The following is a 24475-nucleotide window of genomic DNA, read 5'->3' as shown; positions in this document are numbered from 1 at the left end:
AAGTGGCCACTCGAGGTGGGCGGGGGCGGCCGGGGGGGTGCGGAAGTGGCCACTCGAGGTGGGCGGGGGCGGCCGGGGGTGTGCGGAAGTGGCCACTCGAGGTGGGCGGGGGCCCCCGGGTGCGCGGAAGTGGCCACTCGAGGTGGAGGGGGGCGGCGGGCGCACGCCGTAGGATTGGCGGTCGGTGCCCGTCCGGCGTCACCGCGTTCGGCTGCCACGGTGCGGCTGCCACGGCATACGCCATGCCCCCCGTCATCTCCTTGGAAGGACCCCCAGTGCTCCGCAGTCACGAGGCCGGCACGCTCCGCGCCGGCAGCAACGGCCATGTCGGCCACACGGTTGTCCTCGCCGGTTGGGTGGCCCGGCGCCGCGACCACGGCGGCGTGGCCTTCCTCGACCTGCGGGACGGCTCCGGGGTGGTCCAGGTCGTCGCCCGCGACGAGGTGCTGGCCCAGGGCGGCGCGCACGACGTGCGCAACGAGTACTGCGTCCGGGTCACCGGGGAGGTGCGCGAGCGACCCGAGGGCAACGCCAACCCGGAGCTGCCCACGGGCGAGATCGAGGTCGTCGCCGGGCAGCTCGAGATCCTCAACCCCTCGGCCCCGCTGCCGTTCCAGATCGACGAGCGGGTGAGCGTGGGGGAGGAGGCCCGGCTGAAGTACCGCTACCTCGACCTGCGCCGCCCCGCGCAGGGCGCCGCGCTCCGGCTCCGCTCCAAGGTCAACGCCGCGGCACGCGAGGTCCTGGGGCGGCACGACTTCGTCGAGATCGAGACGCCGACGCTGACCCGCTCCACCCCGGAGGGCGCGCGCGACTTCCTCGTGCCGGCCCGCCTGCGCCCGGGCACGTGGTACGCCCTGCCCCAGAGTCCGCAGCTGTTCAAGCAGCTGCTCATGGTGGCGGGGATGGAGCGCTACTACCAGATCGCGCGCTGCTACCGCGACGAGGACTTCCGGGCCGACCGGCAGCCAGAGTTCACCCAACTCGACGTCGAGATGTCGTTCGTGGAGCAGGACGACGTCATCGCTCTCAGCGAGGAGATCCTCGCAGCGCTGTGGCGCCTCATCGGGGTCGAGCTGCAGGCGCCCTTGCCGCGGATGACGTATGCCGAGGCGATGGCGCGCTACGGCACGGACAAGCCCGACCTGCGCTTCGGTCACGAGCTCGTCGACTGCACCAGCTACTTCGCCGACACGACCTTCCGCGTCTTCCGGGCCGAGCACGTCGGCGCCGTCGTCATGCCCGGTGGTGCCGCGCAGCCGCGTAAGCAGCTCGACGCCTGGCAGGAGTGGGCGCGACAGCGCGGGGCCAAGGGCCTGGCCTACGTCCTCGTCCAGGAGGACGGCACCCTCGGCGGTCCGGTCGCGAAGAACCTCACCGACGCCGAGCGGGCCGGGCTTGCCGCCCACGTCGGGGCCGCGCCGGGGGACTGCATCTTCTTCGCGGCCGGCCCGGCCAAGGCGGCTCGCGCGCTGCTCGGGGCCGCGCGCCTGGAGATCGGCCGCCGCTGCGGCCTCATCGACGAGTCGGCGTGGTCGTTCCTCTGGGTGGTCGACGCACCGCTCTTCGAGCCGGCCGCCGACGCCACCGCCTCCGGCGACGTCGCGCTGGGCTACAGCGCGTGGACGGCCGTCCACCACGCCTTCACGTCTCCCAAGCCCGAGTCCGAGGACACCTTCGACACGGACCCCGGCTCGGCGTTGGCCTACGCCTACGACATCGTGTGCAACGGCAACGAGATCGGGGGCGGCTCGATCCGTATCCACCGGCGCGAGGTCCAGGAGCGGGTCTTCGAGGTCATGGGCATCTCGCACGAGGAGGCCGAGGAGAAGTTCGGCTTCCTGCTCGATGCCTTCGCCTACGGGGCGCCGCCGCACGGCGGCATCGCCTTCGGCTGGGACCGGATCACGGCCCTGCTCTCGGGCGCCGAGTCGATCCGCGAGGTCATCGCCTTTCCCAAGTCGGGTGGCGGATACGACCCGCTCACCGCGGCACCGGCCCCCATCACCGCCGAGCAGCGCCGCGAGGCCGGGGTGGACGCGGTGCCCGAGCCGCGGGGCGAGTCGAGCGCCGAGCCGAAGGGCGTGCCGGCCTGAGCCGCCGCGCTCACGGAAGGGGCAGCACGGCCCGGCTCGCCCACGCCACCGGGCAGGTGTAGCCGAGCGACCGGTAGAGCGCGCGAGCCCCGGCGTTGGAGGAGTACATCGCGAGGGTGCAGACCCCGCGCTCGTGGACCGCGAGCCGGGTGACGGTCCCCACGATCCGGCGTCCGAGCCCGCGACCTCGCGCGGCGGAGTCGACGGCGACGGAGGAGAGGATCGGGGCGCCGGACCCCGTCAGGCCGTATGCCGTGACCGCCCGCAGCCCGTGGCCCGGGGACTCGACGGCGAACCACCACTCGGGGCCGCCCGGCTGGGTGTCGGCGGTCGGCGAGTGTGCGGCGAGGAACGCCGCCACCTCGTCGCGCCGCGCCACGTGGTCGAGCGGGACGACCGTCTCGGCCGAGTCCACCTCGGCCGGCGCCTGCGTGGTGAAGAACCACTCCCAGTCGCCGCCTCCGGAGACCCGGAAGCGCTCGTGCAGCAGCGGCTCGAGGTGCTGCGGGACCGAGACGGAGGCCGGGCGTCGCCCGACCCGGCCGTCGTGCCCGGCCCGGCCGTCGTGCCCGGCGCGGCCGGGTCGCACCGGCCCCTGCTCCCGCAGCAGCCCGGGCAGGGCGTGGACGACCGCGGCCACGCCCTCGTCGCTGCCCAGCACGGTCCACGAGGCGTGGCCCCGGTGTCCGGTGCGGCGGAAGGCGACCGCGTCCCGGACCTGCCACCACGTGGTCGCGAGGGCGGGCGACACGTCGTAGCGCACGAACGGGTGGTCCCCCGTCTCCGCGAGCAGCGCCGCGAAACCCTCGTGCCGGAGGAGCTGGGCCGTCACTCGGCGATCCCGAAGCGGGCGTGCAGCCGCCGCAGGGGCCCCGGCGCCCACCAGTTCCACCGCCCGAGGAGCGTCATCGTGGCGGGGACGAGGAGCATCCGCACGAGCGTCGCGTCGATGAGGATGGCCGACACGAGGGCGACGCCCATCTCCTTGATGATGAGGATGTCCCCCACGACGAAGCCGGCGAAGACGATGACGATGAGCAGCGCGGCCGACGTGATGATCCGGCCGGTGCGCTGCAGCCCCAGCGCGACCGCCCGGTCGTTCGGCACGCCGGACGAGTGGAACTCCGCGATCCTGGAGAGCAGGAACACCTCGTAGTCCATCGACAGGCCGAAGCCGAACGCCAGCACGAGGAACGGCACCATCGACTCGACCGCGCCGACGGAGGAGAAACCGAGCAGCCTTTGCAGGTGGCCGTCCTCGAAGACCCACACGACCACCCCGAGCGCGGCCCCGAGCGAGATGACGTTGAGCAGCAGCGCCTTGGCGGGGATGACCAGGGACCCCGTCATGAGGAAGAGCAGCACGACGGTGCCGAGGACGACGAGCCCCACGGCATACGGGGCCCCGTGGTTCATCGACGCGAGGAAGTCGATCTGCCCGGCCGCCTCGCCCGTCACCCAGGTCTGGAAGGGCGCGCCCGACTCCCGCACGTGCGTCACGACCCGCTGTGCGTCGTCGGAGGAGGGCTGGCCGTCGACCGCCACGCTGACGAGCTGGTATGCCGTGCCGAGCGGCCGCACCGCCACGGACGAGACCCCCGCCATCGAGTCGAGGTCTGCGGCCCAGCTGGTCACCGCCGCGGTGTCCTCGCTGCGCGCCACGACCATCACGTCGGGGCTCGACAGGGCGGGGTAGTCGGTCGCGAGGCGGTCGAAGAAGACCCGCTGCTGGGCCTCCACCGGGAGCAGGTGCGTCCCCGAGGATGCCAGCCGCATCGACAGGGTGGGCAGGGCCAGGGCGACGAGCGCGGCGGCCACCACGGCGATGACGGCGACCGGGCGCCGCTGCACCGAGCGGGCGAGCGCGGAGAACGCCCCCTCGTCGGTCTCGCGGCCCGGCCCTCTCCGGGCCAGGCGCCGGGCGCCGAGCACCGCGAGGGCCGGCACGAGGGTGACCGCCACGAGCATGGCGACGAGCACGACGCTGACCCCGGCGAGACCGATCGCCTTCATGATCTCGGCCTCGAAGACGAGCAGGCCGGACAGGGCGATGGCCACGGTGACGCCCGAGAAGAGGACGGTGCGCCCGGCGGTCGCCAGCGTGCGCTCGGTCGCCGCCACGACGTCGGCACGGCGCAACGACCGGTGACCGCGCGGGACGGCGAGCTCCTCACGGAAGCGGCTCACGGTGAGCAGGCCGTAGTCGATCGACAGCCCGAGGCCGAGCAGCGTGACGATGTTGACCACGGTGGCGTCCAGGCCCAGCAGGTGCGAGAAGCCGAAGAGGGCCAGCAGCGCCCCGCCGATGGCGACGACGGCCCCGACGATGGGCAGGCCGGCCGCGACGAGGCCCCCGAAGATGAAGAGCATCACGACGAACGTCAGCGGCAGCGCGATGCCCTCGCCACGGACGAGGTCCCGCTCCACGGTGCCGGTGATGGCCGAGACGACCCGGTCGGTGCTGCCGAACGATCCCGTCGCGCCGGGCAGCGCCCGCACCACCTCGTCGAGTCCCTGCTCGGCGGCGGCCGTCGCTGCCTCTTGCGCCTGCCCGTCGAGGTCCTTGTCGAACTCGACGACCGTGGCGAAGCGTCCCGCGGCCGGGCTGCCCCCGGCGAGGAGGGGTGCGACTGCGGGATCGGTGAGGCCGCCGGGAGCGAGCAGCGGGGACCGGACGGCCGCCACTCCCGGGACCGAGCCCACCCGGGCCGTCGCGGCGGCCGCGGCCCGCACCGCCGCCGCATCCGTGAGCGGTGCTCCGTCGACCTGGAGCAGCAGGCTCTCGCCCCTCGGCTGCATGGCGGCGATGATGGCGCGCGCCTGCTGGGACTGGCCCTCCACGCTCGGCTCCCCGGACTGCAGCCGGTCGAAGAGCGACTCGCCCGTGACGCCCCCGACCGCGACGGCGAAGGCGGCCACCGCGAGGACGAGCCAGCCGGCGATCCACGAGACCGGGTGGCGGCCGATGGCTCCGCCCAGCCTGGACAGGGTGGTCCGTCGCGCGGACGGGTCGGAAGTCGGGGCCGCAGGCACGGAGATAGCCTTCCACAGTGACGTCCGACGACTTGTTCGGTGCCGCGGGGGCCGCCGAGCGGGAGAGGCAGCCCGCCGCCGCGGGCGCCGCGCCGCTCGCGGTGCGGATGCGCCCCCGCACGCTCGAGGAGGTCCGTGGCCAGTCGGCAGTCCTGCGGCCCGGCAGCCCGCTGCGCCGGCTCATCGAGGGCTCAGGCGGGGCGGCCGGGCCGCTGTCGGCCATCCTCTGGGGGCCGCCGGGCACGGGGAAGACGACGCTCGCCCACCTCGTCGCGACGGCCGCCGACCGGCGCTTCGTCGAGCTCTCCGCCGTCACGGCCGGAGTCCGGGACGTCCGGTCGGTCATGGAGTCGGCGGTCGGCGAGCGGGATCTCTACGGCCGCCAGACGGTCCTCTTCCTCGACGAGATCCACCGGTTCACCAAGGCACAGCAGGACGCGCTGCTGCCCGGCGTCGAGAACCGGACCGTCATCCTCGTCGCGGCGACCACGGAGAACCCGTCCTTCTCCGTCATCGCCCCCCTGCTGTCCCGCTCGGTGCTCGTCACCCTCGGGTCGCTGTCCGATGCCGACATCGAGGACGTCGTGCGCGCCGCACTGTCCGACGAGCGAGGGTTCGCCGGGGCGCACACGCTCGACGAGGACGCCGTCGCGCACCTCGTGCGGATCTCCGGCGGTGACGCCCGGCGTGCGCTGACCGCGCTCGAGGCCGCGGCCGGCGTCGCCCTCGACGCGTTGCCGGCCGGCACCGTGGCCGCCGGTCCCGTCGCGATCACCCTCGCCCACGTCGAACAGGCCGTGGCCCAGGCAGCCGTGCGCTACGACCGGGCCGGGGACCAGCACTACGACGTGGCGAGCGCGCTCATCAAGTCGATGCGCGGCAGCGACGTCGACGCCGCCCTGCACTACCTCGCCCGCATGCTCGAGGCGGGTGAGGACCCCCGGTTCCTCGCCCGGCGCATCGTCATCGCCGCGAGCGAGGACGTCGGCATGGCCGACCCGACGGCGCTGCAGACCGCAGTCGCGGCCATGCATGCCGTCGCCTCCATCGGCATGCCCGAGGCGCGGATCATCCTCGCCCAGGCGGTCGTCCACAACTGCCTCGCGCCCAAGTCGAACGCGGCATACGTCGGGATCAACGAGGCCATCGCCGACGTGCGCGCCGGGCGCGGCGGCGCGGTCCCGGCGCACCTGCGGGGCAGCGGGTATGCCGGTGCCGAGCGTCTCGGCCACGGGGTGGGCTACCGCTACGCCCACGACGAGCCGGACGCGGTGGCCGCGCAGCAGTACCTCCCGGACGACCTGGCCGGACGCACCGACTACTACCGGCCCACGGGCAGGGGGTTCGAGGAGCGCCTGCGCGTGCGGCTCGGATGGCTGAAGGACCGGCTGGGCGGGGGGCCGTCGGGCGGATGATCTGCGCGCAATTCGGACTCTGACCGGCGATGCGCGGGGACCAAACGTGAAGTCCGGTAACGATTTGTCATCCAACGGGGTCGTGATCCTTGGACGGGGCCCGAGCGTGTGGCAATGTGACGGCGTCCTGAGGGATCGAAGGCGCCGTGGTCGTGCTGCCCGGAGGGACGTCGAGTTCGGCTCACCATCACGCATCGTGACCAGATCCCCCGAGGACGGAGGCACCCGTTGAGCACGCTGTCGGGCGCTGCGGCCGAGATCCAGGCGGAGGTGAGCGCGCCTCTCGTCGATCCGTCGCGCCCGCCCGAGAAGCACCCACCCGGCCGGTCGCCCTCGCAGATCGCGCTGGGCCGGCTCCGCAGGGACAAGATGGCGATGGCCTGCCTGGGGGTCGTCGTGTTCTTCATCCTCGTGGCCGTCCTGGCCCCGGTGCTGTCCGCGATCGAGGGTCAGAACTACGCGGACTTCAACACCGACCTGGTCGACGCCTACCTGCTGCCGGTCATCGGGCCCACCTCCTCCCACTGGTTCGGGGTGGAGCCTGCGACCGGCCGTGACCTCTTCGCGCAGTGGGCCTATGGCGCCCGGCCCAGCCTCACGATCGCCTTCGTGGCCTCCGCCATCACGTCGGTGGTCGGCGTCACCATGGGCCTGCTCTCCGGCTTCCTCGGCGGCTGGGTCGATCGCGTCATCAGCTGGGTCGTCGACTTCGTGCTCTCCCTCAACTACCTGCTGATCGCCATCGCCGTCGTCCCGATCATCGTCAGCATCAAGGGCGGCATCGAGGTGGTGAGCGCCGAGGACAACGCGAACATCCGGTTCTTCTCGCTCATCGGCGTGCTCGCGTTCTTCGGATGGGCGAGCCTGGCGCGGCTGATCCGCGGCGAGGTGCTCTCGCTGCGCGAGCGCGAGTTCGTCCAGGCCGCGAAGGTCCTCGGCGTGCCGACGAGGCGCACGCTCGCGCGGGAGCTGCTGCCCAACCTCGTGGCCCCGATCGTCATCCAGTTCAGCCTCGCCGTGCCCGCCTACATCGTCGCCGAGGCCGGGCTCTCGTTCCTCGGGGTCGGCCTCATCGACCCGATCCCGTCCTGGGGACAGCTCATCTCGCGTGCCCAGAACTACTACTCCGTGGACCCGCTCTACCTGTGGATCCCGGTCTTCAGCGTCTCGGTCCTCACCCTTGCCCTCTCATGGCTCGGGGACAGCGTGCGGGACGCGTTCGACCCCAGAACTCGCCGCTGACCGTGCGGCGTGGCCAAGTAGTAACTGTGAAGGAGAGACTCAATGGTTCCAAGAAGGGGCGTGTCTGCCATCGCCGCCGCCGGCCTGGTGGGGCTTGCCGCCTGCGCCGCGCCGTCCGGGCAGAGCACCGGTGGGAGCACGGGGGGTGACAACATCGGTGGCGCCCAGTCGCAGGTGAGCGACGCCACCGCCAAGGGGCCGGCCAAGGAGATCCCGGGCGCGCAGAAGGGCGGCACGATCACCGTCCTCGAGGAGTCGACTCCCGACACGTTCGACCCGACGAACATCTACTACGTCGACGGGTTCCAGATCGGCAAGCTGACCTACCGGACGCTGACCCAGTTCGACATCCGGGGTGGCAAGCCGGTGCTCGTGCCCGACCTCGCCGAGGACCTGGGCAAGGCCTCGGCCGACGGGCTGACGTGGACCTTCAAGATCAAGAAGGGGATCAAGTACCAGGACGGCTCCGAGGTGAAGGCCCAGGACATCGCCTACGCCGTCAAGCGCTCCTTCGCCCACGACATCTACGACGCCGGCCCGACGTACCAGCTGGACTACTTCAAGGACGCGGACAAGTACAAGGGCCCGTACACCTCGGGAGACACCTACTCGGGGGTGGAGACGCCCGACGACAACACGCTCGTCATCCACCTCGCCAAGCCGTTCCCCGACCTGCCCTTCTTCGGTGCCTTCACGATGTTCACCCCCATCCCCAAGGGGAAGGACACGAAGCAGAACTACGACAAGAGCCCGATGACGACCGGCCCCTACATGTGGCAGAGCTACACGGCCGGCCAGGAGCTCAAGCTCGTCAAGAACCCCAACTGGGACGCCAGCACCGACCCGGTGCGCCACCAGTACGTCGACGGCTTCCACTTCAAGTGGGGGGGTGACGCGGTCACCGCCCAGAAGCAGGTCCTGCTCGGCCAGGGACAGGACGCCACCTCCATGGAGGTCGACGCCATCGACGCCACGGTCGTGCCCTCGGTCACGCCCGACAAGAAGAGCCAGCTCATCACCGGGGAGAGCCCCTGCACCATCGTGGAGCAGCTGGACACGCGCAAGATCCCGCTCCCCGTCCGCAAGGCCATCGCCATGGCCTACGACTGGGAGGGGATGAACAAGGTCTCCGGCAACACCCCGATCAGCACCCAGCCCGCCTCGACGATCCTGCCGCCGGCCGTGCCGGGCTACACCAAGTTCGAGCTGCCCAACCTCAACGGCAAGGGCAAGGGCGACCCGGCCGCCGCCAAGGCGGCCCTCATGGCCGCCACGGGCGGCAAGGGCTTCACGCTCGCGTGGTACTACTCCAACGACAGCCAGACCGCGACGAAGGTCTCCGCCTTCCGCCAGCAGATGCTGGAGAAGGCCGGCTTCACCGTCAAGCCGATCGGTGTGCCCAAGGCGAAGCTCCGGTCCTACACGAACAAGTACGACCCGGCACCCAACCCGATCAACATGCTGTGGTCCCCCCGCGGCTGGTGCTCGGACTGGCCGAGCGGCTCCTCGTGGTTCCCGGTGCTCTTCAAGAGCAGCTCGATCCCGGCGAAGAACTCCATCGGGCAGCTGAGCGACCCGGCGCTGGACCAGAAGATCGACGCCATCAGCAAGCTGCCGATCGAGGAGCAGCCGGCGAAGTGGGGCGAGCTCGACAAGTACATCCTGGAGACGTACCTGCCGGCGCTGCCGTTCTACTACGACAAGGCGGCCTACCTCGCGGGCTCCAAGATCGGTGCAGCCCAGAACGACCCGACCCAGGGCCTGCCGATCTTCACGCAGCTCTACGTCAAGCAGTGAAGAAGGTCACCGACTGACGAGGTCCGGTGGGCGGGGCGTCTCCGCCCACCGGACCCCGGTCTCAGCACCACCTACCCTGGAGACCCGCCCGTGCTGCCCTACCTCGTCCGGCGCATCGCCAGCGCCATCTCCGTCGTCTTCGCGGCGATCGTCGCGTCGTTCGCCCTCTTCTTCGTGGCGCCGACGGACCCTGCCGGCGCAGTGTGTGGCGAGGCGAGGTGCACGCCGGACCGCTACAACGACATCAAGAAGAGCCTCGGCATCGACCGACCCATTCTCGTGCAGCTGTGGGAGTACCTGCAGGGCATCGTCGCCGGGCGCGACTTCGCCAGCGGCGGCGTGATCCGCAACTGTGCGGCGCCGTGCCTCGGCTACTCCTACAAGAACGACCGACCGGTCCTCGAGATGGTCCTCGACGCCCTGCCCGTCACGCTCACCCTCGTGCTCGGAGCGTCGGTCATCTTCTTCACGTTCGGTGTCCTGATGGGCTCCATGGCGGCGCGGCGCCGGGGCTCGCGGGCCGACCGGCTGCTCGTCGGGTCGACGCTCGTCCTCAGCTCCATCCCCTACTACGTCGTGGCCCTGCTCACCTTCCTCTACCTCGTCCTGCAGTTCCAGGTGCTGCCCAGGCCGAGCGGCGCAACGTTCTTCGGGGACGGACCGGTCAAGTGGTTCCTCAACTACCTCACGCCCTGGCTCGTGCTCGGGCTCGTCAACTCCACGGCCTACGCGCGCTACTCCCGCGGGTCGATGATCGAGTCGCTCAGCGAGGACTACGTGCGCACGGCGCGCGCCAAGGGCCTCAGCGAGCGTCGGGTCGCCTTCCGGCACGCGCTGCGCTCGGCGATCACCCCGGTCGTGACGATCTACGGCCTGGACATCGCGGCGCTCATCGTCGGCTCGATCTTCACTGAGTCGATCTTCGGCCTCAACGGCCTCGGCAACCTCGTGCTGCGCAGCTTCCGGGACTTCGACCTGCCCGTCATCATGGCGACCACGATCATCGGTGCGGTGGTCCTCGTGACCATGAACCTGGCCGTCGACATCGTCTACTCCTTCCTCGACCCCCGTGTGAGGCTTGCATGACCGAGACCACCCCGACCGCCGTGACGCCGGGAGCGCCTGACCGCCTCCAGCGCGGGCCCGAGATGGTCGCCCGGACCCGCAGGGCCGTCTCTCCCACGGGCGGCGAGGCCTACCTGTCGGTGCGGGACCTCAGGGTGGAGTTCCCGACCGCCGAGGGCGTCGTCAAGGCGGTCCAGGGCCTCAGCTACGACCTGCCGCTGGGCCGCACCCTTGCCATCGTGGGCGAGTCCGGGTCGGGCAAGAGCGTGTCGAGCATGGCGATCATGGGCCTGCACGACCTCAAGCGCACGAGGATCACCGGCTCGATCAAGCTGGGCGGGGACGAGCTCGTCGGCCTCAGCTCCAACGACATGCGCAAGTACCGGGGCCAGGTCGCGTCGATGATCTTCCAGGACCCCCAGTCGTCCCTGCACCCGTACTTCAAGGTGGGGTGGCAGATCTCCGAGGCCTACCGCGAGCACCACAACGTCTCCAGGGCGGTGGCGCGCAGGCGCTCCCTGGAGCTGCTCGACCGGGTCGGCATCCCCAACCCCCAGCGGCGCATCGACCAGTATCCGTTCGAGTTCTCCGGGGGGATGCGGCAGCGGGCCATGATCGCCATGGCTCTCGTCAACGACCCCAAGCTGCTCATCGCCGACGAGCCGACGACGGCGCTCGACGTGACCGTCCAGGCGCAGATCCTCGACCTCCTCAATGACCTGCAGAAGGAGTTCGGCTCCGCGATCATCATGATCACGCACGACCTCGGGGTGGTCTCCGAGGTGGCCGATGACGTCCTCGTCATGTATGCCGGCCGAGCGGTCGAGTACGGCACCGCGGAGGAGGTGCTGCTGCGGCCGAACCACCCGTACGCGTGGGGACTGCTCGAGTCCATCCCGTCGGTGAACGCCGATGCCGAGCAGCTACGTCCCATCCGAGGCAACCCGCCGTCGCTGGTCAACGTGCCGTCGGGCTGCCCGTTCCACCCGCGCTGTCGCTACCCGGACCGGGTCGAGGGAGACGCGTGCGTGACCGTCCTGCCGGAGCTCGTGGCCCACTACCCCGGAGTCCCCGACCTGTCGCGCTGTCACCTCAAGGACCCCGCGGAGATCTTCCGGTCCGAGGTCCAGCCGGGGCTCGCATGACGGCGGTGCCCAACCACCCACACCCGAAGGAGTGGTCGTCCGTGTCTCACCCGAGCCAGCCGGCGCCGCAGTCGACCCCGCAGTCGACGCAGCAGGTCCCGTCGGATCGCCCGCTGCTCGAGGTGGAGCACCTCAAGATGTACTTCCCCGTCAAGAGCGTCGAGGGCCTGTGGGCGAAGAAGCAGCTCGTCCAGGCCGTCGACGACGTGTCGTTCACGCTGGCCGCGGGCGAGACGCTTGGCCTCGTGGGGGAGTCGGGGTGCGGCAAGTCCACGCTCGGACGGGCGATCACCCGGCTCTACAAGCCCACGTCCGGCAGGGTCATCTTCAACGGGACGGACATCGCCACCCTGCCCGAGAAGCAGCTGCGTCCCTTCCGACGCGAGATCCAGATGGTGTTCCAGGACCCGTACTCGTCGCTCAACCCGCGGCAGACGGTCGGCACGATCATCTCGACTCCGCTGCAGGTGCACGGCTTGGCGAAGGGCAAGGAGATGGCCCGCGTCCAGGACCTCCTGGAGCGCGTCGGGCTCAACCCCGAGCACCACAACCGCTACCCGTCGGAGTTCTCCGGGGGGCAGCGCCAGCGGATCGGCATCGCCCGGGCGCTCGCGGTCGAGCCCAAGGTGATCGTCGCCGACGAGCCGGTGTCCGCGCTCGACGTGTCGATCCAGGCCCAGGTGATGAACCTGCTCGACGAGCTGCGGCGTGACCTCGGCATCGCCTTCATCTTCATCGCCCACGACCTCGGGGTGGTCCGGCACTTCAGCGACCGCGTCGCCGTGATGTACCTCGGCAAGATCGTCGAGATGGCGGGCAAGGCGCAGACCTACGGCGCCCCGGAGCACCCGTACACCCAGGCGCTGCTGTCCGCCGCCCCCGACATGGGGACCCTGCGCGGGCACGTGACCCGCGACCGCATCCGCCTCGTCGGGGATGTGCCCAGCCCCATCGACCCTCCCAGCGGGTGCCGGTTCCGCACCCGATGCTGGAAGGCCGAGGAGATCTGTGCCGCGCAGGAGCCGCCGCTCGTCTCCCACCAGGTGCCTGGCCACGAGGACGGCAGGCGGCCGCACGTCACGGCGTGCCACTTCGCGGAGGTCAACCCCAACGTGATCACGCACGTCGACCAGACCGCCTGACTGGACCGTGTGACCGCATCCGTATGCCGGCCGCCCGCCACGACGTGGCCGGCGGTCGGCGGCATACCGAGGATGGGGTGGTCCGGTCCCCGTCGGCTAGGGTGGGCCCTTGGCCGGTCGACCGCCCGGCGCCCTTCTCCCCGCACGCCCGCACGACCACCCAAGGACGCGACCACTCATGGAAACCGCCGAGATCAGGCGTCGCTGGCTCTCCTTCTTCGAGGGCCGGGGACACACCGTCGTGCCGAGCGCCCCGCTGCCTTTCGACGACCCCAACCTGCTCTTCGTCGCGGCCGGGATGGTGCCGTTCGTGCCCTACTTCGTCGGCCAGGAGACGCCGCGGTGGCAGCGGGCCACGTCGGTCCAGAAGTGCGTGCGCACCCCCGACCTCGAGGAGGTCGGCAAGACGAGCCGGCACGGCACGTTCTTCCAGATGAACGGCAACTTCTCCTTCGGTGACTACTTCAAGGAGGGCGCCATCGCCTATGCCTGGGAGCTGCTCACGACGCCGCAGCCGCGGGGGGGCTACGGGCTCGACCCCGACAAGCTCTGGGCGACCGTCTACGAGGACGACGACGAGGCGGCCGCGCTCTGGCTCGAGCTGACCGACATCCCGCGCGAGCGGATCGTGCGACGCGGGCGCAAGGACAACTACTGGCACATGGGCATTCCGGGCCCCGGAGGCCCGTGCAGCGAGGTCTTCGTCGACCGCGGCCCCGAGTACGGCCGCGACGGCGGGCCGGCCGTCGACGAGGACCGGTTCATGGAGATCTGGAACCTCGTCTTCATGCAGTACGAGCTGTCCGCGGTGCGGGCCAAGGAGGACTTCGACGTCCGCGGCCCGCTGCCGGCGCGCAACGTCGACACCGGGATGGGCCTCGAGCGGGTCGCGAGCATCCTCCAGGGCGTCGACAACCTCTACGAGATCGACGAGGTCTTCCCCGTCCTCGACAAGGCCGCCGAGATGGCGGGAAAGACCTATGGCGCTAGCCACATCCACGTCGCCGCGCAGAGCCATCCCGACGACGTGCGGCTGCGGGTGGTGGCCGACCACGTGCGCACCTCCCTCATGCTCATCGGCGACGGCGTCACCCCGGGCAACGAGGGCCGCGGCTACGTGCTGCGCCGGATGCTGCGCCGGGCCGTGCGCTCGATGCGCCTGCTCGGCGTCGACGAGCCGGCCCTGCCGCACCTGCTCCCGGTGAGCATGGAGCGGATGAGCCAGTCCTATCCCGAGCTGCGCACCGACTTCGAGCGGATCAGCCAGGTGGCGTATGCCGAGGAGGAGGCCTTCCGGCGCACGCTCGCCTCCGGCACGACGATCCTCGACACCGCGGTGAGCCGGGTCAAGGCGGTGCCGGACGGCGAGCGGCGCCTGAGCGGCGAGCAGGCCTTCACCCTCCACGACACCTACGGGTTCCCCATCGACCTCACCCTCGAGATGGCCGCCGAGCAGGGGGTCAGCGTCGACGAGCAGGGCTTCCGCCGCCTCATGGCCGAGCAGCGGAACCGGGCCAAGGCCGATGCCAAGGCGAAGAAGAGCGCCCACGGCGACACGGGCGCCTACCGCTCCGTGGCGGACTCGCTCGGCCGCGAGGTGGAGTTCACCGGCTACGACGAGGTCGTGAGCGAGGCCCGCGTCGTCGGGATCGTCCGGGGCGACAGCCACGTCGAGTCGGCGAGCGCCGGCGAGGAGATCGAGCTCGTCCTCGACCGCACCCCCTTCTACGCCGAGGGCGGCGGCCAGCTCGCCGACGGTGGCCGCATCGAGCTGGCCGGCGGCGCTCTCGTCGAGGTCCGTGACGTGCAGAAGCCGATCTCCGGCCTCGTCGTGCACCGGGCGACGGTCGTGCACGGGGAAGTCGCGAGTGGCGAGCTCGCCCACGCCAAGGTGGACATCGCTCGCCGCCGGTCGATCTCGCGCGCGCACACCGCAACTCACATGGTGCACAAGGCGATCCGCGAGGCGCTCGGCGAGACCGCCACGCAGGCAGGCTCGGAGAACGCTCCCGGCCGCTTCCGCTTCGACTTCACTGCGCAGCAGGCGGTGCCCCCGAGCGTCCTGTCCGATGTCGAGGCCAAGGTCAACGCCCTGCTCCTCGACGACCTCCCGGTGCACGCGGAGGTCATGACCCAGCAGGAGGCGCGCGACATCGGGGCCATGGCGCTCTTCGGCGAGAAGTACGGCGACGAGGTGCGCGTGGTCTCGGTCGGCGACTGGGCCCGAGAGCTCTGCGGCGGCACCCACGCCCAGCGCTCCGGGCAGCTCGGCGTCGTCAAGCTCCTCGGCGAGTCCTCCATCGGCTCCGGCGTGCGGCGCGTCGAGGCGCTGGTCGGCGCCGACGCCTACGGCTTCCTCGCCCGCGAGCACGCCATCGTCGGGCAGCTCACCGACATCGTCAAGGCCCGCCCAGAGGAGCTGCCGGAGCGGATCTCCGGCATCCTGTCCCGGCTGCGCGACGCCGAGAAGGAGATCGCGGCGGTCAAGCAGGCCCAGGTGCTCGGGGCCGCCGCCGGGCTGGTGGCGTCCGCCCGCGACATCGGCGGGGTGACCTTCGTCAGCCACGACGCGGGCGAGGGCGTCGCCGCCGAGGACCTGCGGGCCCTCGTGCTCGACGTCCGCGGACGCCTCGGCAACGACCGCCCGGTCCTCGTCTCGATGGCCTCCGTGATGGCGGGGCGGCCGCTGGTCATCGTCGCGACGAACGCCCGGGCCCGGGAGGCCGGGGTCAAGGCGGGCGCCTACGTCAAGGTCGCGGCCTCGCTGCTCGGCGGCGGCGGCGGCGGCAAGGACGACATCGCCCAGGGCGGCGGCACCGACGTGGCCAAGGTCTCGCTCGCCCTCGGCGCGGTCGAGGACCAGCTGCGCAGCCGGGCTGCGTGACCGGCGCCGGGATGACCGTGCGGACCGGGGTGCGGATCGGCGTGGACGTGGGCAGGGCCCGCGTCGGGCTCGCCGCGTCGGACCCGTCGGGCACCTTCGCGAGCCCGGTCGCGACCCTTGCCCGCGACGAGCGGGACCGGACCGATCTCGGCGAGATCGCCCAGATCGTCCGGGACCGGGCGGCCGTCGAGGTCGTCGTCGGGCTGCCGTTGCTGCTCTCCGGCAAGGAGGGGGAGGCTGCTCGACTGGCGCGCGAGTATGCCGCGTCGCTGGCCTCCCGCGTGGAGCCGGTGCCCGTGCGGCTCGTCGACGAGCGCCTGACCACCGTGGACGCTCACCGGAGACTGCGCGAGAGTGGGGTCCCCGGGCGTGGGCAGCGGTCGGTCGTCGACCAGGCGGCGGCCGTGCTCATCCTGCAGTTCGCCATCGACGCGGAAGCGGCGTCGGGCAGGCCACCGGGTGAGGCCGTCGGGGCCGCCCGCGCAGCACGGAAGAAGGAGCGCCGGCGATGAAGGACCACCTCGACTCGTCGATCTTCGGCGACTCCGGCGAGCACGAGACGGGCCACGAGCACGACGACCACGCGCCCGAGGCCCACGCGCCGTCCTCCGTGGGCAGCCGGGATCGGGGCGGGCGCCGCCGGTCCGGGCGTCCCCACCCGCGGCGCCGGCTCGCGGTCATCCTGGTGGCCCTCCTCGTCGTCGGCGCCGGCGCGTATGCCGCTTTCAACGTCCTGCGTCCCGTCGTCGGCGGCATCCTCGAGTCCAACGACTACCCAGGGCCCGGCGCCGGGGACGTGCGGGTCCGGGTCGAGGAGGGCGACACCGGCGCTGCCATCGGACGGAGGCTCGTCGAGGCGGGGGTCGTCAAGACCGCCAAGGCCTATCTCGACGCCGCCAGCGCGAACGACAAGAGCACCTCGATCCAGCCGGGCGTCTACGCGCTGCGCAAGCAGATGGCTGCCAGCGACGTGGTGGCCGTCCTCGTCGAGGCCAAGAACCGGGTGACCACCTCCGTCGTCATACCCGAGGGGCTCTGGGCCAAGGAGGTCTACGCCAAGCTGTCCGCCCAGACCGGGCTGGCCGTCGCCGACTACGAGCGGGCGGCCAAGGACGCGGCGGCCCTGGGCCTGCCCGCCGCCGCCAAGGGCAACGTCGAGGGCTACCTCTTCCCGGCCAGCTACACCTTCGACCCGGACACCACCGCGGCGTCCCACCTCAAGGCCATGGTGGCGGCCTCCGTCAAACGGCTCTCCGCCCTCGGCGTGACCCCGGCGCGGATGGAGCACGTCGTCACCGTTGCGAGCATCGTCGAGGCGGAGGCCCGGCGGGAGCAGGACCGGCCCAAGGTGGCCCGGGTCATCGAGAACCGGCTGGCCGCCAAGATGTCCCTGCAGCTCGACTCCACGGTCAGCTACGCCGTCGGCAGCCGCACCATCACGACCACCGACGCCGCACGGGCGTCGAGCAGCCCCTACAACACCTACAAGGTGGTCGGGCTGCCCGCCGGCCCCATCGGCAACCCGGGAGAGAGCGCCCTCAAGGCCGCCGCCGCGCCGGTGGCCGGCCCGTGGCTGTACTTCGTCGCCGTCAACCCCACGACGGGGGAGACCCGCTTCGCGACGACGTTCGCCGAGCACGAGCAGAACGTCGCCCTGTTCCAGCAGTGGTGCCAGGCCAACAAGGGCAAGTGCTGAGCCGGATGCGGTGCGAGGTCTGGGGACGCCCGATCGGGCACTCGCTCTCTCCGGTCCTGCACCGGGCGGCATACGCCGCCCTCGGCCTCACCGGGTGGAGCTACGAGCGGCGGGAGGTGGACGAGTCGACGTTTCCCGCCGAGCTGGCCCGCCTCGGGCCGCAGTGGCGCGGCCTGTCGCTGACGATGCCGCTCAAGGAGGTCGCGGCCGCCGCGGCCGTCCGCCTCGGAGACGCCGCGAGGGAGACGGGGGCGGTCAACACGCTCGTGCGCGAGCCGGAGGGCTGGGTCGGGCACAACACCGACGTCCACGGCCTCCGGGCCGCACTGCGCGAGGCGGGGGTCGGCCGCGTGGACAAGGCCCTCGTCCTCGGGTCCGGTGCCACGGCGCGGTCGGCCGTCAGCGCGCTCGTCGGCGCCGGGTGCCGGACCATCACCTTCATGGTCCGCGACCGGGCCCGCCCCGAGACCGTCGCCCAGGCGCGGGCAGCCGGGGTACGGGTGGCGGTCGTCGGCATGGGGGAGTGGGTGCCGGTCGACGTGCTCGTCAGCACCGTGCCGCCGCAGGCCGTCGGTGGCTTGGGCGACCTGCCCGTCGTGGGCGCGCGTGCCGAGCGGCCAGTCCTCCTCGACGCCGTCTACGGAGAGGGCCGCACCCCGCTGGAGGACGAGGCGCTGGCCCGGGGCTGGCGCCTGGCCGAGGGGACCGGCATGCTGCTGCACCAGGCGGGTGCCCAGGTGCGGCTCATGACCGGCCGCCCGGCGCCGATCGAGGCCATGCGGGCTGCGCTCGCCGCGGCGCGGACGACGTCGGCCTGACCGTGCGGCCCGGCACGTGACGTGGGCCCAGGCGCCCGGCGCGCCGATGTGGTTCGTGGCCGTGGTCGCCCTGCTCGGCGCCGTCGTCGGCCGGCTGCTCGCGACCCGGCTCGCGACCGCCGGCTACCGCCTCGACGACGAGGCGGGGCGTCCGCTCCCGTTCGCCCCGGGCCTCCTCGTGCCGCTCACCGGCCTCGTCTGGGCGGTGCTCGGCTGGCGGTTCGGCACGGTGGCGCACGGGACGGTGCTGGCGGCATACCTGACGTTCGCCACCGTCGGGATGGCGTTGCTGTGGGTCGACGTCGACGTGCACCGCCTGCCGACCGGCCTCACGCGCCCGGCGCTCCCGGTGCTCGCCGTCCAGCTCACGCTCGCGTCGGCCGCGAGCGGCGACGGGGCGGCTCTGGTCCGTGCTGTCGCCGGCGCGGTGGCGCTGTGGCTGCTGCACCTCGCCCTGGCCCTGCTGGCCGCCCTGCTGCGCAGCGGGTTCGGGCGCGGGGACGTGTCCCTCGCCGGCCTGGTCGGCCTCATGACCGGATACCTCGCGTGGTGGGGGCCGGTCGTCGCGACGTATGCCGCCTTCCTCCTCGGCGGTGCGTGGGCCGGCGGACGGGTCCTGCTCCGCCGGGCCGGCCGGCGCGACGCGGTGGCCTTCGGGCCCTGGCTGCTCGTGGGCGCCGCCGTGGCGCTCCTGGTGGAGGTGCGCCCGCTGCTCTGAAGAGCCTGCCGTGCCTCCACACCCCGTCGAGTGCCGTGCCTCCCCACCCCGTCGAGTGGCCAGTTGTGCACGGGGCGGGGGTGTGCGCGGAGGCTGCCCGGCGGTGTCGTGCGTCCACCCCGTCGAGTGGCCAGTTGTGCACGGGGCGAGGGTGTGCGCAAGTGGCCACTCGACGTGAGGGGCGGGGGTGTGCACAAGTGGCCACTCGACGTGAGGGGCGGGGCTGTGCATGGGGCGGGGTTGTGCACAAGTGGTCACTCGACGGGGGCAGGATTGCGAGCTGTCGGCGTCCGCGGTCCGGGCGGCCCTCGGGACGCGCCACGGTGCGTGGCAGGATCGGGGCCATGTTGCGTTGGTTGACGGCCGGTGAGTCGCACGGCCCTGCCCTCGTGGCCCTGCTCGAAGGGCTGCCGGCCGGCGTCGAGGTGACCTCGGCCGACGTCCGGGGGGCCCTGGCCCGGCGCCGGCTCGGCTACGGCCGCGGAGCGCGGATGAAGTTCGAGCAGGACGAGGTGGAGTTCCTCGGCGGCCTGCGCCACGGGATCACGCTGGGCTCGCCCATCGCCATCCGCGTCGGCAACACCGAGTGGCCCAAGTGGGAGACGGTGATGAGCCCCGAGCCGGTCACCGAGGAGGCGTATGCCGCCTCCGACGACGTGGGTGCCGAGAAGGAGATCGCGCGCAACCGGCCGCTCACGCGTCCCCGGCCGGGACATGCCGATCTCGTCGGCATGCAGAAGTACGGGCACGCCGACGCACGGCCCGTGCTCGAGCGCGCCTCGGCGCGCGAGACGGCGGCTCGGGTGGCGCTCGGTGAGGTGGCGGCCCGGTTCCTCGACCAGGCCTACGGCATACGGCTCGTCTCCCACACCGTCGCCATCGGGACCGCCGCCGTGCCCGCCGATGCCGAGTTGCCCACCCCCGACGACGTCGAGCGCCTCGACGCAGACCCCGTGCGCGCGCATGACACCGCTGGCTCCGCGGCGATGGTCGCCGAGGTGGACGCGGCGAGGAGGGACGGCGACACCCTGGGGGGCGTCGTCGAAGTCCTCGCCTACGGGCTGCCGCCCGGGCTCGGATCGCACGTGCACTGGGACCGGCGCCTCGACGCGCAGCTCGCCGGCGCGCTCATGAGCATCCAGGCGATCAAGGGCGTCGAGGTCGGCGACGGCTTCGAGACCGCGCGGCGCCGCGGCTCCGCAGCGCACGACGAGATGGACCGCGTCGACGACGTCATCACGCGCCGCACCGGGCGGGCCGGCGGCACGGAGGGCGGCATGTCGACCGGCCAGGTGCTGCGGGTGCGGGCCGCGATGAAGCCCATCAGCACCGTGCCGCGGGCGCTCGCCACGGTCGACGTCGCCACGGGCGAGCCGGCCACCGCGATCCACCAGCGCTCCGACGTGTGCGCGGTGCCCGCGGCCGGCGTGGTGGCGGAGGCCATGGTGGCGCTCGTCCTCGCCTCCGCGTGCCTCGAGAAGTTCGGCGGCGACTCGGTGGCCGAGACGGCCCGCAACCGCCAGTCCTACCTCGACCACGTCCCGGAGGCGATGCGCACGTGGTGACCGGGGACGGCGGTCCGGCGCCCGTCCGCCCCGTGGCGGTGCTCGTCGGTCCACCGGGGGCCGGCAAGACGACCGTGGGGGCCGTCCTCGCCGAGCTGCTGGGGGTGGGACTGCACGACACGGACCGCGCCATCGAGCAGGCGACCGGGCGGTCGGTCTCGGACATCTTCCTCGACGACGGTGAGGCGCTCTTCCGCAAGCTCGAGCGCGAGGAGGTGGCCCGGGCGCTCGGCGCCCACGACGGCGTCCTCGCGCTCGGGGGCGGCGCCGTGCTTGACGCCGAGACGGCGGCGGCGCTCGCCGGCCACGTCGTCGTCTTCCTCGACGTCTCGATCGCCGACGCGGCCAAGCGGATCGGCTTCGACCGGTCACGCCCGCTGCTCGCGGTCAACCCCCGGGCCAGCTGGGTGACGATGATGAACGCCCGACGCCCGGTCTACGAGCGGCTCGCCAGCCACCGCGTCGACACGGCGGGGCGCTCGCCCGAGGACGTCGCGGCCGAGGTCCTGCGCCTGGTGCGGGCTGGCGTGCCGTGAGCACCGGCGACGTGACCCGGGCTGCCGAGCCCACCAGCGGGACCGGCCCCCCCAGCGGGACCGACCCCACGACGGTGAGCGTCGGCGGCGACTACGACGTCGTCATCGGCAGCGGCGTGCTGGGCCGGGTGCCGGGGCTCGTCGGCCCGGACGCCGAGCGGGTGCTGGTCGTGCACCCACCGACCCTCGCGGACCGTACCGCGGCCGTGGCCCAGGCCCTCGCGACGGCCGGGTATGCCGTGCACCTGGCCGAGGTCCCCGACGCCGAGCCGGCCAAGACGGCCGACGTCGCAGCCCGGCTGTGGGCGCAGCTCGGCCGCGCCGGCTTCACCCGCTCCGACGCCGTCATCGGGCTCGGGGGCGGCACGGTCACCGACCTCGCCGGCTTCGTCGCGGCGACGTGGTTGCGGGGGGTGCCCTTCGTCGCCGTGCCGACGACGCTGCTCGGCATGGTCGACGCCGCCGTGGGGGGCAAGACGGGCATCAACACGGTCGAGGGCAAGAACCTCGTGGGCGCCTTCCACCCGCCCGCCGGGGTCCTCTGCGACGTCGACGTGCTCGCCACGCTGCCGCAGGCCGACCTCGTCGCCGGTCTCGCGGAGGTCATCAAGTGCGGCTTCATCGCCGACCCCGCCATCCTCGACCTCGTGGAGGCGGACCCGGTCGCGGCGCGGCGGGCGGACAACCCGCGCCTGCGGGAGCTCATCGAGCGCGCGGTGCGGGTCAAGGCCGAGGTCGTGGCCGCGGACCTGCGCGAGAGCTCCCTGCGCGAGATCCTCAACTACGGCCACACCTTCGGCCACGCCATCGAGCAGGTCGAGCACTACACGTGGCGGCACGGGGAGGCGGTCAGTGTCGGCATGGTCTACGTCGCCGAGCTGGCGCGCCTCACCGGCCGCGCCGACGACGCCCTCGTCGAGCGACACCGCTCGGTGTTGCAGGCGGTCGGCCTGCCGGTCACCTATCGTGCCGACCGCTGGGCCGAGCTGCTGACCGCGATGCGCCGCGACAAGAAGTCGCGGGGCTCGACGCTGCGCTTCGTCGTGTTGACCGGGCTCGCCTCACCCACCCGGCTCGCCGGCCCGAGCGAGGAGCTGCTGCGGGCGGCATACGAGCGGGTCGGCGAGTTGCACGCACATCCCTGAAGGACGCACATCTGCCTGCGCGGCGCCGGTGCCGGCCCTAGACTCGATGCGCCTCGACGCCGGCCACCCCGTGGCCGCTGTCCGTCTCGGCCCGCCCCGATCAGGGCGGACCGACCCCGCGGCGCTGCGTGAGCGCCGCCGTCATCATCTTGTGCTAGGAATCTGATGGGGGTTGGACATGAGCAAGCGCACACCATTGGCACTCGTCGCCGCGGCCGGCGCCGTCGTGCTCACGACGGCAGCCGCCACCGTCACCGCTCCGCTGCGGGTCTCCGGTCCCACGCCGTATGCCGCGTGCACCGTAGGCGGCCCCGGCACCAACTATCTCGACGCCGAGGTGGAGCCCTCGGTCTCCGTCAACCCGGCCGACACCCGACAGGTCGTCGGCGCCTGGCAGCAGGACCGCTGGGCGGACGGCGGCGCGCACGGGCTCGTTGCCGGCTCCTCCCGCGACGGGGGGCTGACGTGGCTCGAGACACCGCTGCCCTTCTCGGCGTGCGCGCCGGGCGGGGCGCGCTATGAGAGGGCCTCCGACCCGTGGGTGTCCTTCGGCCCCGACGGCACGGCATACGCCAACGCCATCTCCTTCGACCAGAGCACCCCACGCAACGCCGTGACCGCGGCGACGTCGAGTGACGGCGGCCAGACGTGGACCAACCTCGCCACGCTCCAGTCGTTCGACACCGCAGCCTTCTTCACGGACAAGAACTCGGTCACGGCTGACCCGCTCCGCACCGGGGTTGCCTACTCCGTCTGGGACACCTTGCAGACGCCCATGAGCAACCCGCGCGCAGCCCTGTTCACTGCCGCGTACAGCGGTCCCGGATACCTCTCCATGACGACCGACGGCGGGCGGCACTGGAGCGCGCCGAGAGTCATCTTCCCGACCGGTACGCGGCAACAGACCATCGGCAACCAGATCGTCGTCGACCGCGTGCACCCGGGAACCCTCTACGACGTCGCCAACTGGATCCAGCCACCCAACAGCGTGACCATGACGCACAGCACGGTGGCCTTCGTGAAGTCCACCGACGGGGGGCGCACATGGTCGGCTCCGCGGGTGATCGCGCAGCTGCAGAGCGTCGGCGTGACCGACCCCAACACCGGCGCGGCCGTGCGGACCGGCGACATCATCCCCGAGCCGGCCATCGACCCGGTCACCGGCACGCTGCACGTCGTCTGGCAGGACGCCAGGTTCTCCGGCGGGTTGTATGACACGGTGGCGATGAGCAGCTCGTCCGACGGAGGCCTCACCTGGTCGGCGCCGGTCGAGGTGAGCACTCGCACCGGACGGCCTGCCTTCACGCCGAGCATCGCGGTGGCGGCGGACGGCACCGTGGGCCTGACCTACTACGACTTCCGCAACCTCGCCGCCGGCAACAGCACAACGCTGCCCACGGACTACTGGTTCAGCAGCTCCCGCGACGGGTTCGTGGCCGACAGCCACATTGCGGGGCCGTTCGACATGATGACGGCGCCCAACGCCCGCGGACTCTTCGTCGGTGACTACGAGGGGCTCGCCGCTGCGGGGGCTGCCTTCCGGTCGCTCTACGTGGCGACCAACTCCGGCAACACCGCCAACCGCACGGACGTCTTCACCACGGCGATCACGCCCTGAGCCGGGCACGCCAGGTCAGCGTGCCGGGTGCACCCCGGCACGCCGGCCGTCGTGCACCCCGGGTACGGCGCCTGTGGCGTCACTAGACTGCGCGGCATGACGGCACCCACGGTCTTCGTGCTCTCCGGGCCCAACCTCAACCGCCTCGGCACCCGGCAGCCGGAGATCTACGGCTCCGACACGTTGGCCGACGTGCACGAGGCGGTGGGCAGGGAGGCGGAGCGGCTCGGCCTCACAGCCGACTGCCGGCAGACGAACTCCGAGGGCGAGCTCATCGACTGGCTCCACGAGGCGGTCGACGCCGGCGCCGACGTGGTGCTCAACCCCGGAGCCTTCACGCACTACTCGTATGCCGTGCGCGACGCGTGCGCCATCGTCACGACGAGCGGGCGCAGCCTCGTCGAGGTGCACCTGTCGAACCCTGCGGCGCGGGAGGAGTTCCGGCATACCTCCGTCGTTTCCGGCGTCGCGACGGGCACGGTCGCCGGGTTCGGGCTCCAGTCCTACCTGCTCGCGCTGCGCGCCCTCGTCTGATCCGACGGGGGCGCGAAGCAGCGAGG

19 protein-coding genes are annotated in these 24475 nt (G+C 72.3%); 17 read left to right on the top strand and 2 right to left on the bottom strand.

From position 1 onward, the window contains the following. Positions 1 to 275 precede the first annotated feature (275 nt). Positions 276 to 2096, top strand: a complete 1821-nt coding sequence (aspS, locus tag VFJ94_RS13465) for an aspartate--tRNA ligase (protein ID WP_325004728.1) — start codon at positions 276 to 278, stop codon at positions 2094 to 2096. 10 nt (positions 2097 to 2106) lie between these two features. Here the strand turns inward: aspS and VFJ94_RS13460 are convergent, their stop codons facing one another. Continuing rightward, positions 2107 to 2928, bottom strand: coding sequence for a GNAT family N-acetyltransferase (locus tag VFJ94_RS13460; protein WP_325004727.1), 822 nt, complete (start codon positions 2926 to 2928; stop codon positions 2107 to 2109). Continuing rightward, the gene (locus VFJ94_RS13455; RefSeq protein WP_325004726.1) at positions 2925 to 5129 is read right to left on the bottom strand and encodes an MMPL family transporter; all 2205 of its coding nucleotides are present in this window, start codon (positions 5127 to 5129) and stop codon (positions 2925 to 2927) included. Before VFJ94_RS13455 ends, VFJ94_RS13460 begins: the two co-directional genes overlap by 4 nt. Before the next feature lie 17 nt (positions 5130 to 5146). Between VFJ94_RS13455 and VFJ94_RS13450 the strand changes: the two genes are divergently transcribed. From VFJ94_RS13450 to aroQ, 16 genes are all read left to right on the top strand, one after another. Further along, positions 5147 to 6544, top strand: coding sequence for a replication-associated recombination protein A (locus VFJ94_RS13450; protein ID WP_414654612.1), 1398 nt, complete (start codon positions 5147 to 5149; stop codon positions 6542 to 6544). Between the two features lie 228 nt (positions 6545 to 6772). Then, positions 6773 to 7786 (top strand): ABC transporter permease, encoded by a 1014-nt coding sequence (locus VFJ94_RS13445; protein ID WP_325004725.1) that lies wholly within the window; start codon positions 6773 to 6775, stop codon positions 7784 to 7786. Positions 7787 to 7846: 60 nt separating this feature from the next. Further along, positions 7847 to 9583: an ABC transporter substrate-binding protein gene (locus VFJ94_RS13440; protein ID WP_325004724.1), complete on the top strand. Its 1737-nt coding sequence runs from the start codon at positions 7847 to 7849 to the stop codon at positions 9581 to 9583. Between the two features lie 90 nt (positions 9584 to 9673). Continuing rightward, on the top strand, positions 9674 to 10669 hold the full coding sequence (locus VFJ94_RS13435; protein WP_325004723.1) for an ABC transporter permease: 996 nt from the start codon (positions 9674 to 9676) through the stop codon (positions 10667 to 10669). After that, on the top strand, positions 10666 to 11793 hold the full coding sequence (locus VFJ94_RS13430; RefSeq protein ID WP_325004722.1) for an ABC transporter ATP-binding protein: 1128 nt from the start codon (positions 10666 to 10668) through the stop codon (positions 11791 to 11793). The genes VFJ94_RS13435 and VFJ94_RS13430 overlap by 4 nt, the downstream gene beginning before the upstream one ends. Positions 11794 to 11930: 137 nt before the next feature. After that, positions 11931 to 12935, top strand: a complete 1005-nt coding sequence (locus tag VFJ94_RS13425) for an ABC transporter ATP-binding protein (protein ID WP_414654613.1) — start codon at positions 11931 to 11933, stop codon at positions 12933 to 12935. A 178-nt stretch (positions 12936 to 13113) separates the two neighbouring features. After that, positions 13114 to 15819 carry an alanine--tRNA ligase gene (gene alaS, locus VFJ94_RS13420; RefSeq protein ID WP_325004720.1) on the top strand — a complete coding sequence of 902 codons (2706 nt, stop codon included), beginning with the start codon at positions 13114 to 13116 and terminating at the stop codon, positions 15817 to 15819. A gap of 11 nt (positions 15820 to 15830) precedes the next feature. After that, a complete protein-coding gene (gene ruvX, locus VFJ94_RS13415; protein ID WP_325004719.1) occupies positions 15831 to 16331 on the top strand; it encodes a Holliday junction resolvase RuvX in 501 nt (166 codons plus the stop codon). Then, the gene (gene mltG / locus VFJ94_RS13410) at positions 16328 to 17515 is read left to right on the top strand and encodes an endolytic transglycosylase MltG (RefSeq protein WP_325004718.1); all 1188 of its coding nucleotides are present in this window, start codon (positions 16328 to 16330) and stop codon (positions 17513 to 17515) included. Before ruvX ends, mltG begins: the two co-directional genes overlap by 4 nt. Beyond that, on the top strand, positions 17509 to 18333 hold the full coding sequence (locus tag VFJ94_RS13405) for a shikimate dehydrogenase (protein ID WP_325004717.1): 825 nt from the start codon (positions 17509 to 17511) through the stop codon (positions 18331 to 18333). Before mltG ends, VFJ94_RS13405 begins: the two co-directional genes overlap by 7 nt. Positions 18334 to 18349: 16 nt before the next feature. Then, on the top strand, positions 18350 to 19051 hold the full coding sequence (locus VFJ94_RS13400) for a prepilin peptidase (protein WP_325004716.1): 702 nt from the start codon (positions 18350 to 18352) through the stop codon (positions 19049 to 19051). Between the two features lie 344 nt (positions 19052 to 19395). Next, the gene (aroC, locus tag VFJ94_RS13395) at positions 19396 to 20616 is read left to right on the top strand and encodes a chorismate synthase (RefSeq protein ID WP_325004715.1); all 1221 of its coding nucleotides are present in this window, start codon (positions 19396 to 19398) and stop codon (positions 20614 to 20616) included. Beyond that, entirely contained in the window at positions 20610 to 21152 is a 543-nt protein-coding gene (locus tag VFJ94_RS13390; RefSeq protein WP_325004714.1) for a shikimate kinase, read from the top strand. The genes aroC and VFJ94_RS13390 overlap by 7 nt, the downstream gene beginning before the upstream one ends. Positions 21153 to 21226: 74 nt before the next feature. Beyond that, on the top strand, positions 21227 to 22297 hold the full coding sequence (gene aroB / locus VFJ94_RS13385; RefSeq protein WP_325004732.1) for a 3-dehydroquinate synthase: 1071 nt from the start codon (positions 21227 to 21229) through the stop codon (positions 22295 to 22297). 178 nt (positions 22298 to 22475) lie between these two features. Further along, complete coding sequence (locus tag VFJ94_RS13380) at positions 22476 to 23915, top strand: sialidase family protein (protein WP_325004713.1); 1440 nt, start codon at positions 22476 to 22478, stop codon at positions 23913 to 23915. A 96-nt stretch (positions 23916 to 24011) separates the two neighbouring features. Then, positions 24012 to 24449: a type II 3-dehydroquinate dehydratase gene (gene aroQ / locus VFJ94_RS13375; RefSeq protein WP_325004712.1), complete on the top strand. Its 438-nt coding sequence runs from the start codon at positions 24012 to 24014 to the stop codon at positions 24447 to 24449. The last annotated feature ends 26 nt before the right edge of the window (positions 24450 to 24475 follow it).

This window comes from Intrasporangium sp. (genome assembly GCF_035688975.1).
Lineage (GTDB): Bacteria > Actinomycetota > Actinomycetes > Actinomycetales > Dermatophilaceae > CALMNV01.
The sequence above is the reverse complement of the archived record's forward strand: the minus strand, read 5'-3'. Positions and strand labels throughout refer to the sequence as shown.

Bases quoted from the DNA above. Each gene is read 5' to 3' on its own strand.
- VFJ94_RS13430 (WP_325004722.1), top strand. From the start codon at position 10,666: ATGACCGAGACCACCCCGACCGCCGTGACGCCGGGAGCGCCTGACCGC.
- VFJ94_RS13425 (WP_414654613.1), top strand. From the start codon at position 11,931: ATGTACTTCCCCGTCAAGAGCGTCGAGGGCCTGTGGGCGAAGAAGCAG.
- alaS (WP_325004720.1), top strand. From the start codon at position 13,114: ATGGAAACCGCCGAGATCAGGCGTCGCTGGCTCTCCTTCTTCGAGGGC.
- ruvX (WP_325004719.1), top strand. From the start codon at position 15,831: ATGACCGTGCGGACCGGGGTGCGGATCGGCGTGGACGTGGGCAGGGCC.
- mltG (WP_325004718.1), top strand. From the start codon at position 16,328: ATGAAGGACCACCTCGACTCGTCGATCTTCGGCGACTCCGGCGAGCAC.
- aroC (WP_325004715.1), top strand. From the start codon at position 19,396: ATGTTGCGTTGGTTGACGGCCGGTGAGTCGCACGGCCCTGCCCTCGTG.
- VFJ94_RS13380 (WP_325004713.1), top strand. From the start codon at position 22,476: ATGAGCAAGCGCACACCATTGGCACTCGTCGCCGCGGCCGGCGCCGTC.
- aroQ (WP_325004712.1), top strand. From the start codon at position 24,012: ATGACGGCACCCACGGTCTTCGTGCTCTCCGGGCCCAACCTCAACCGC.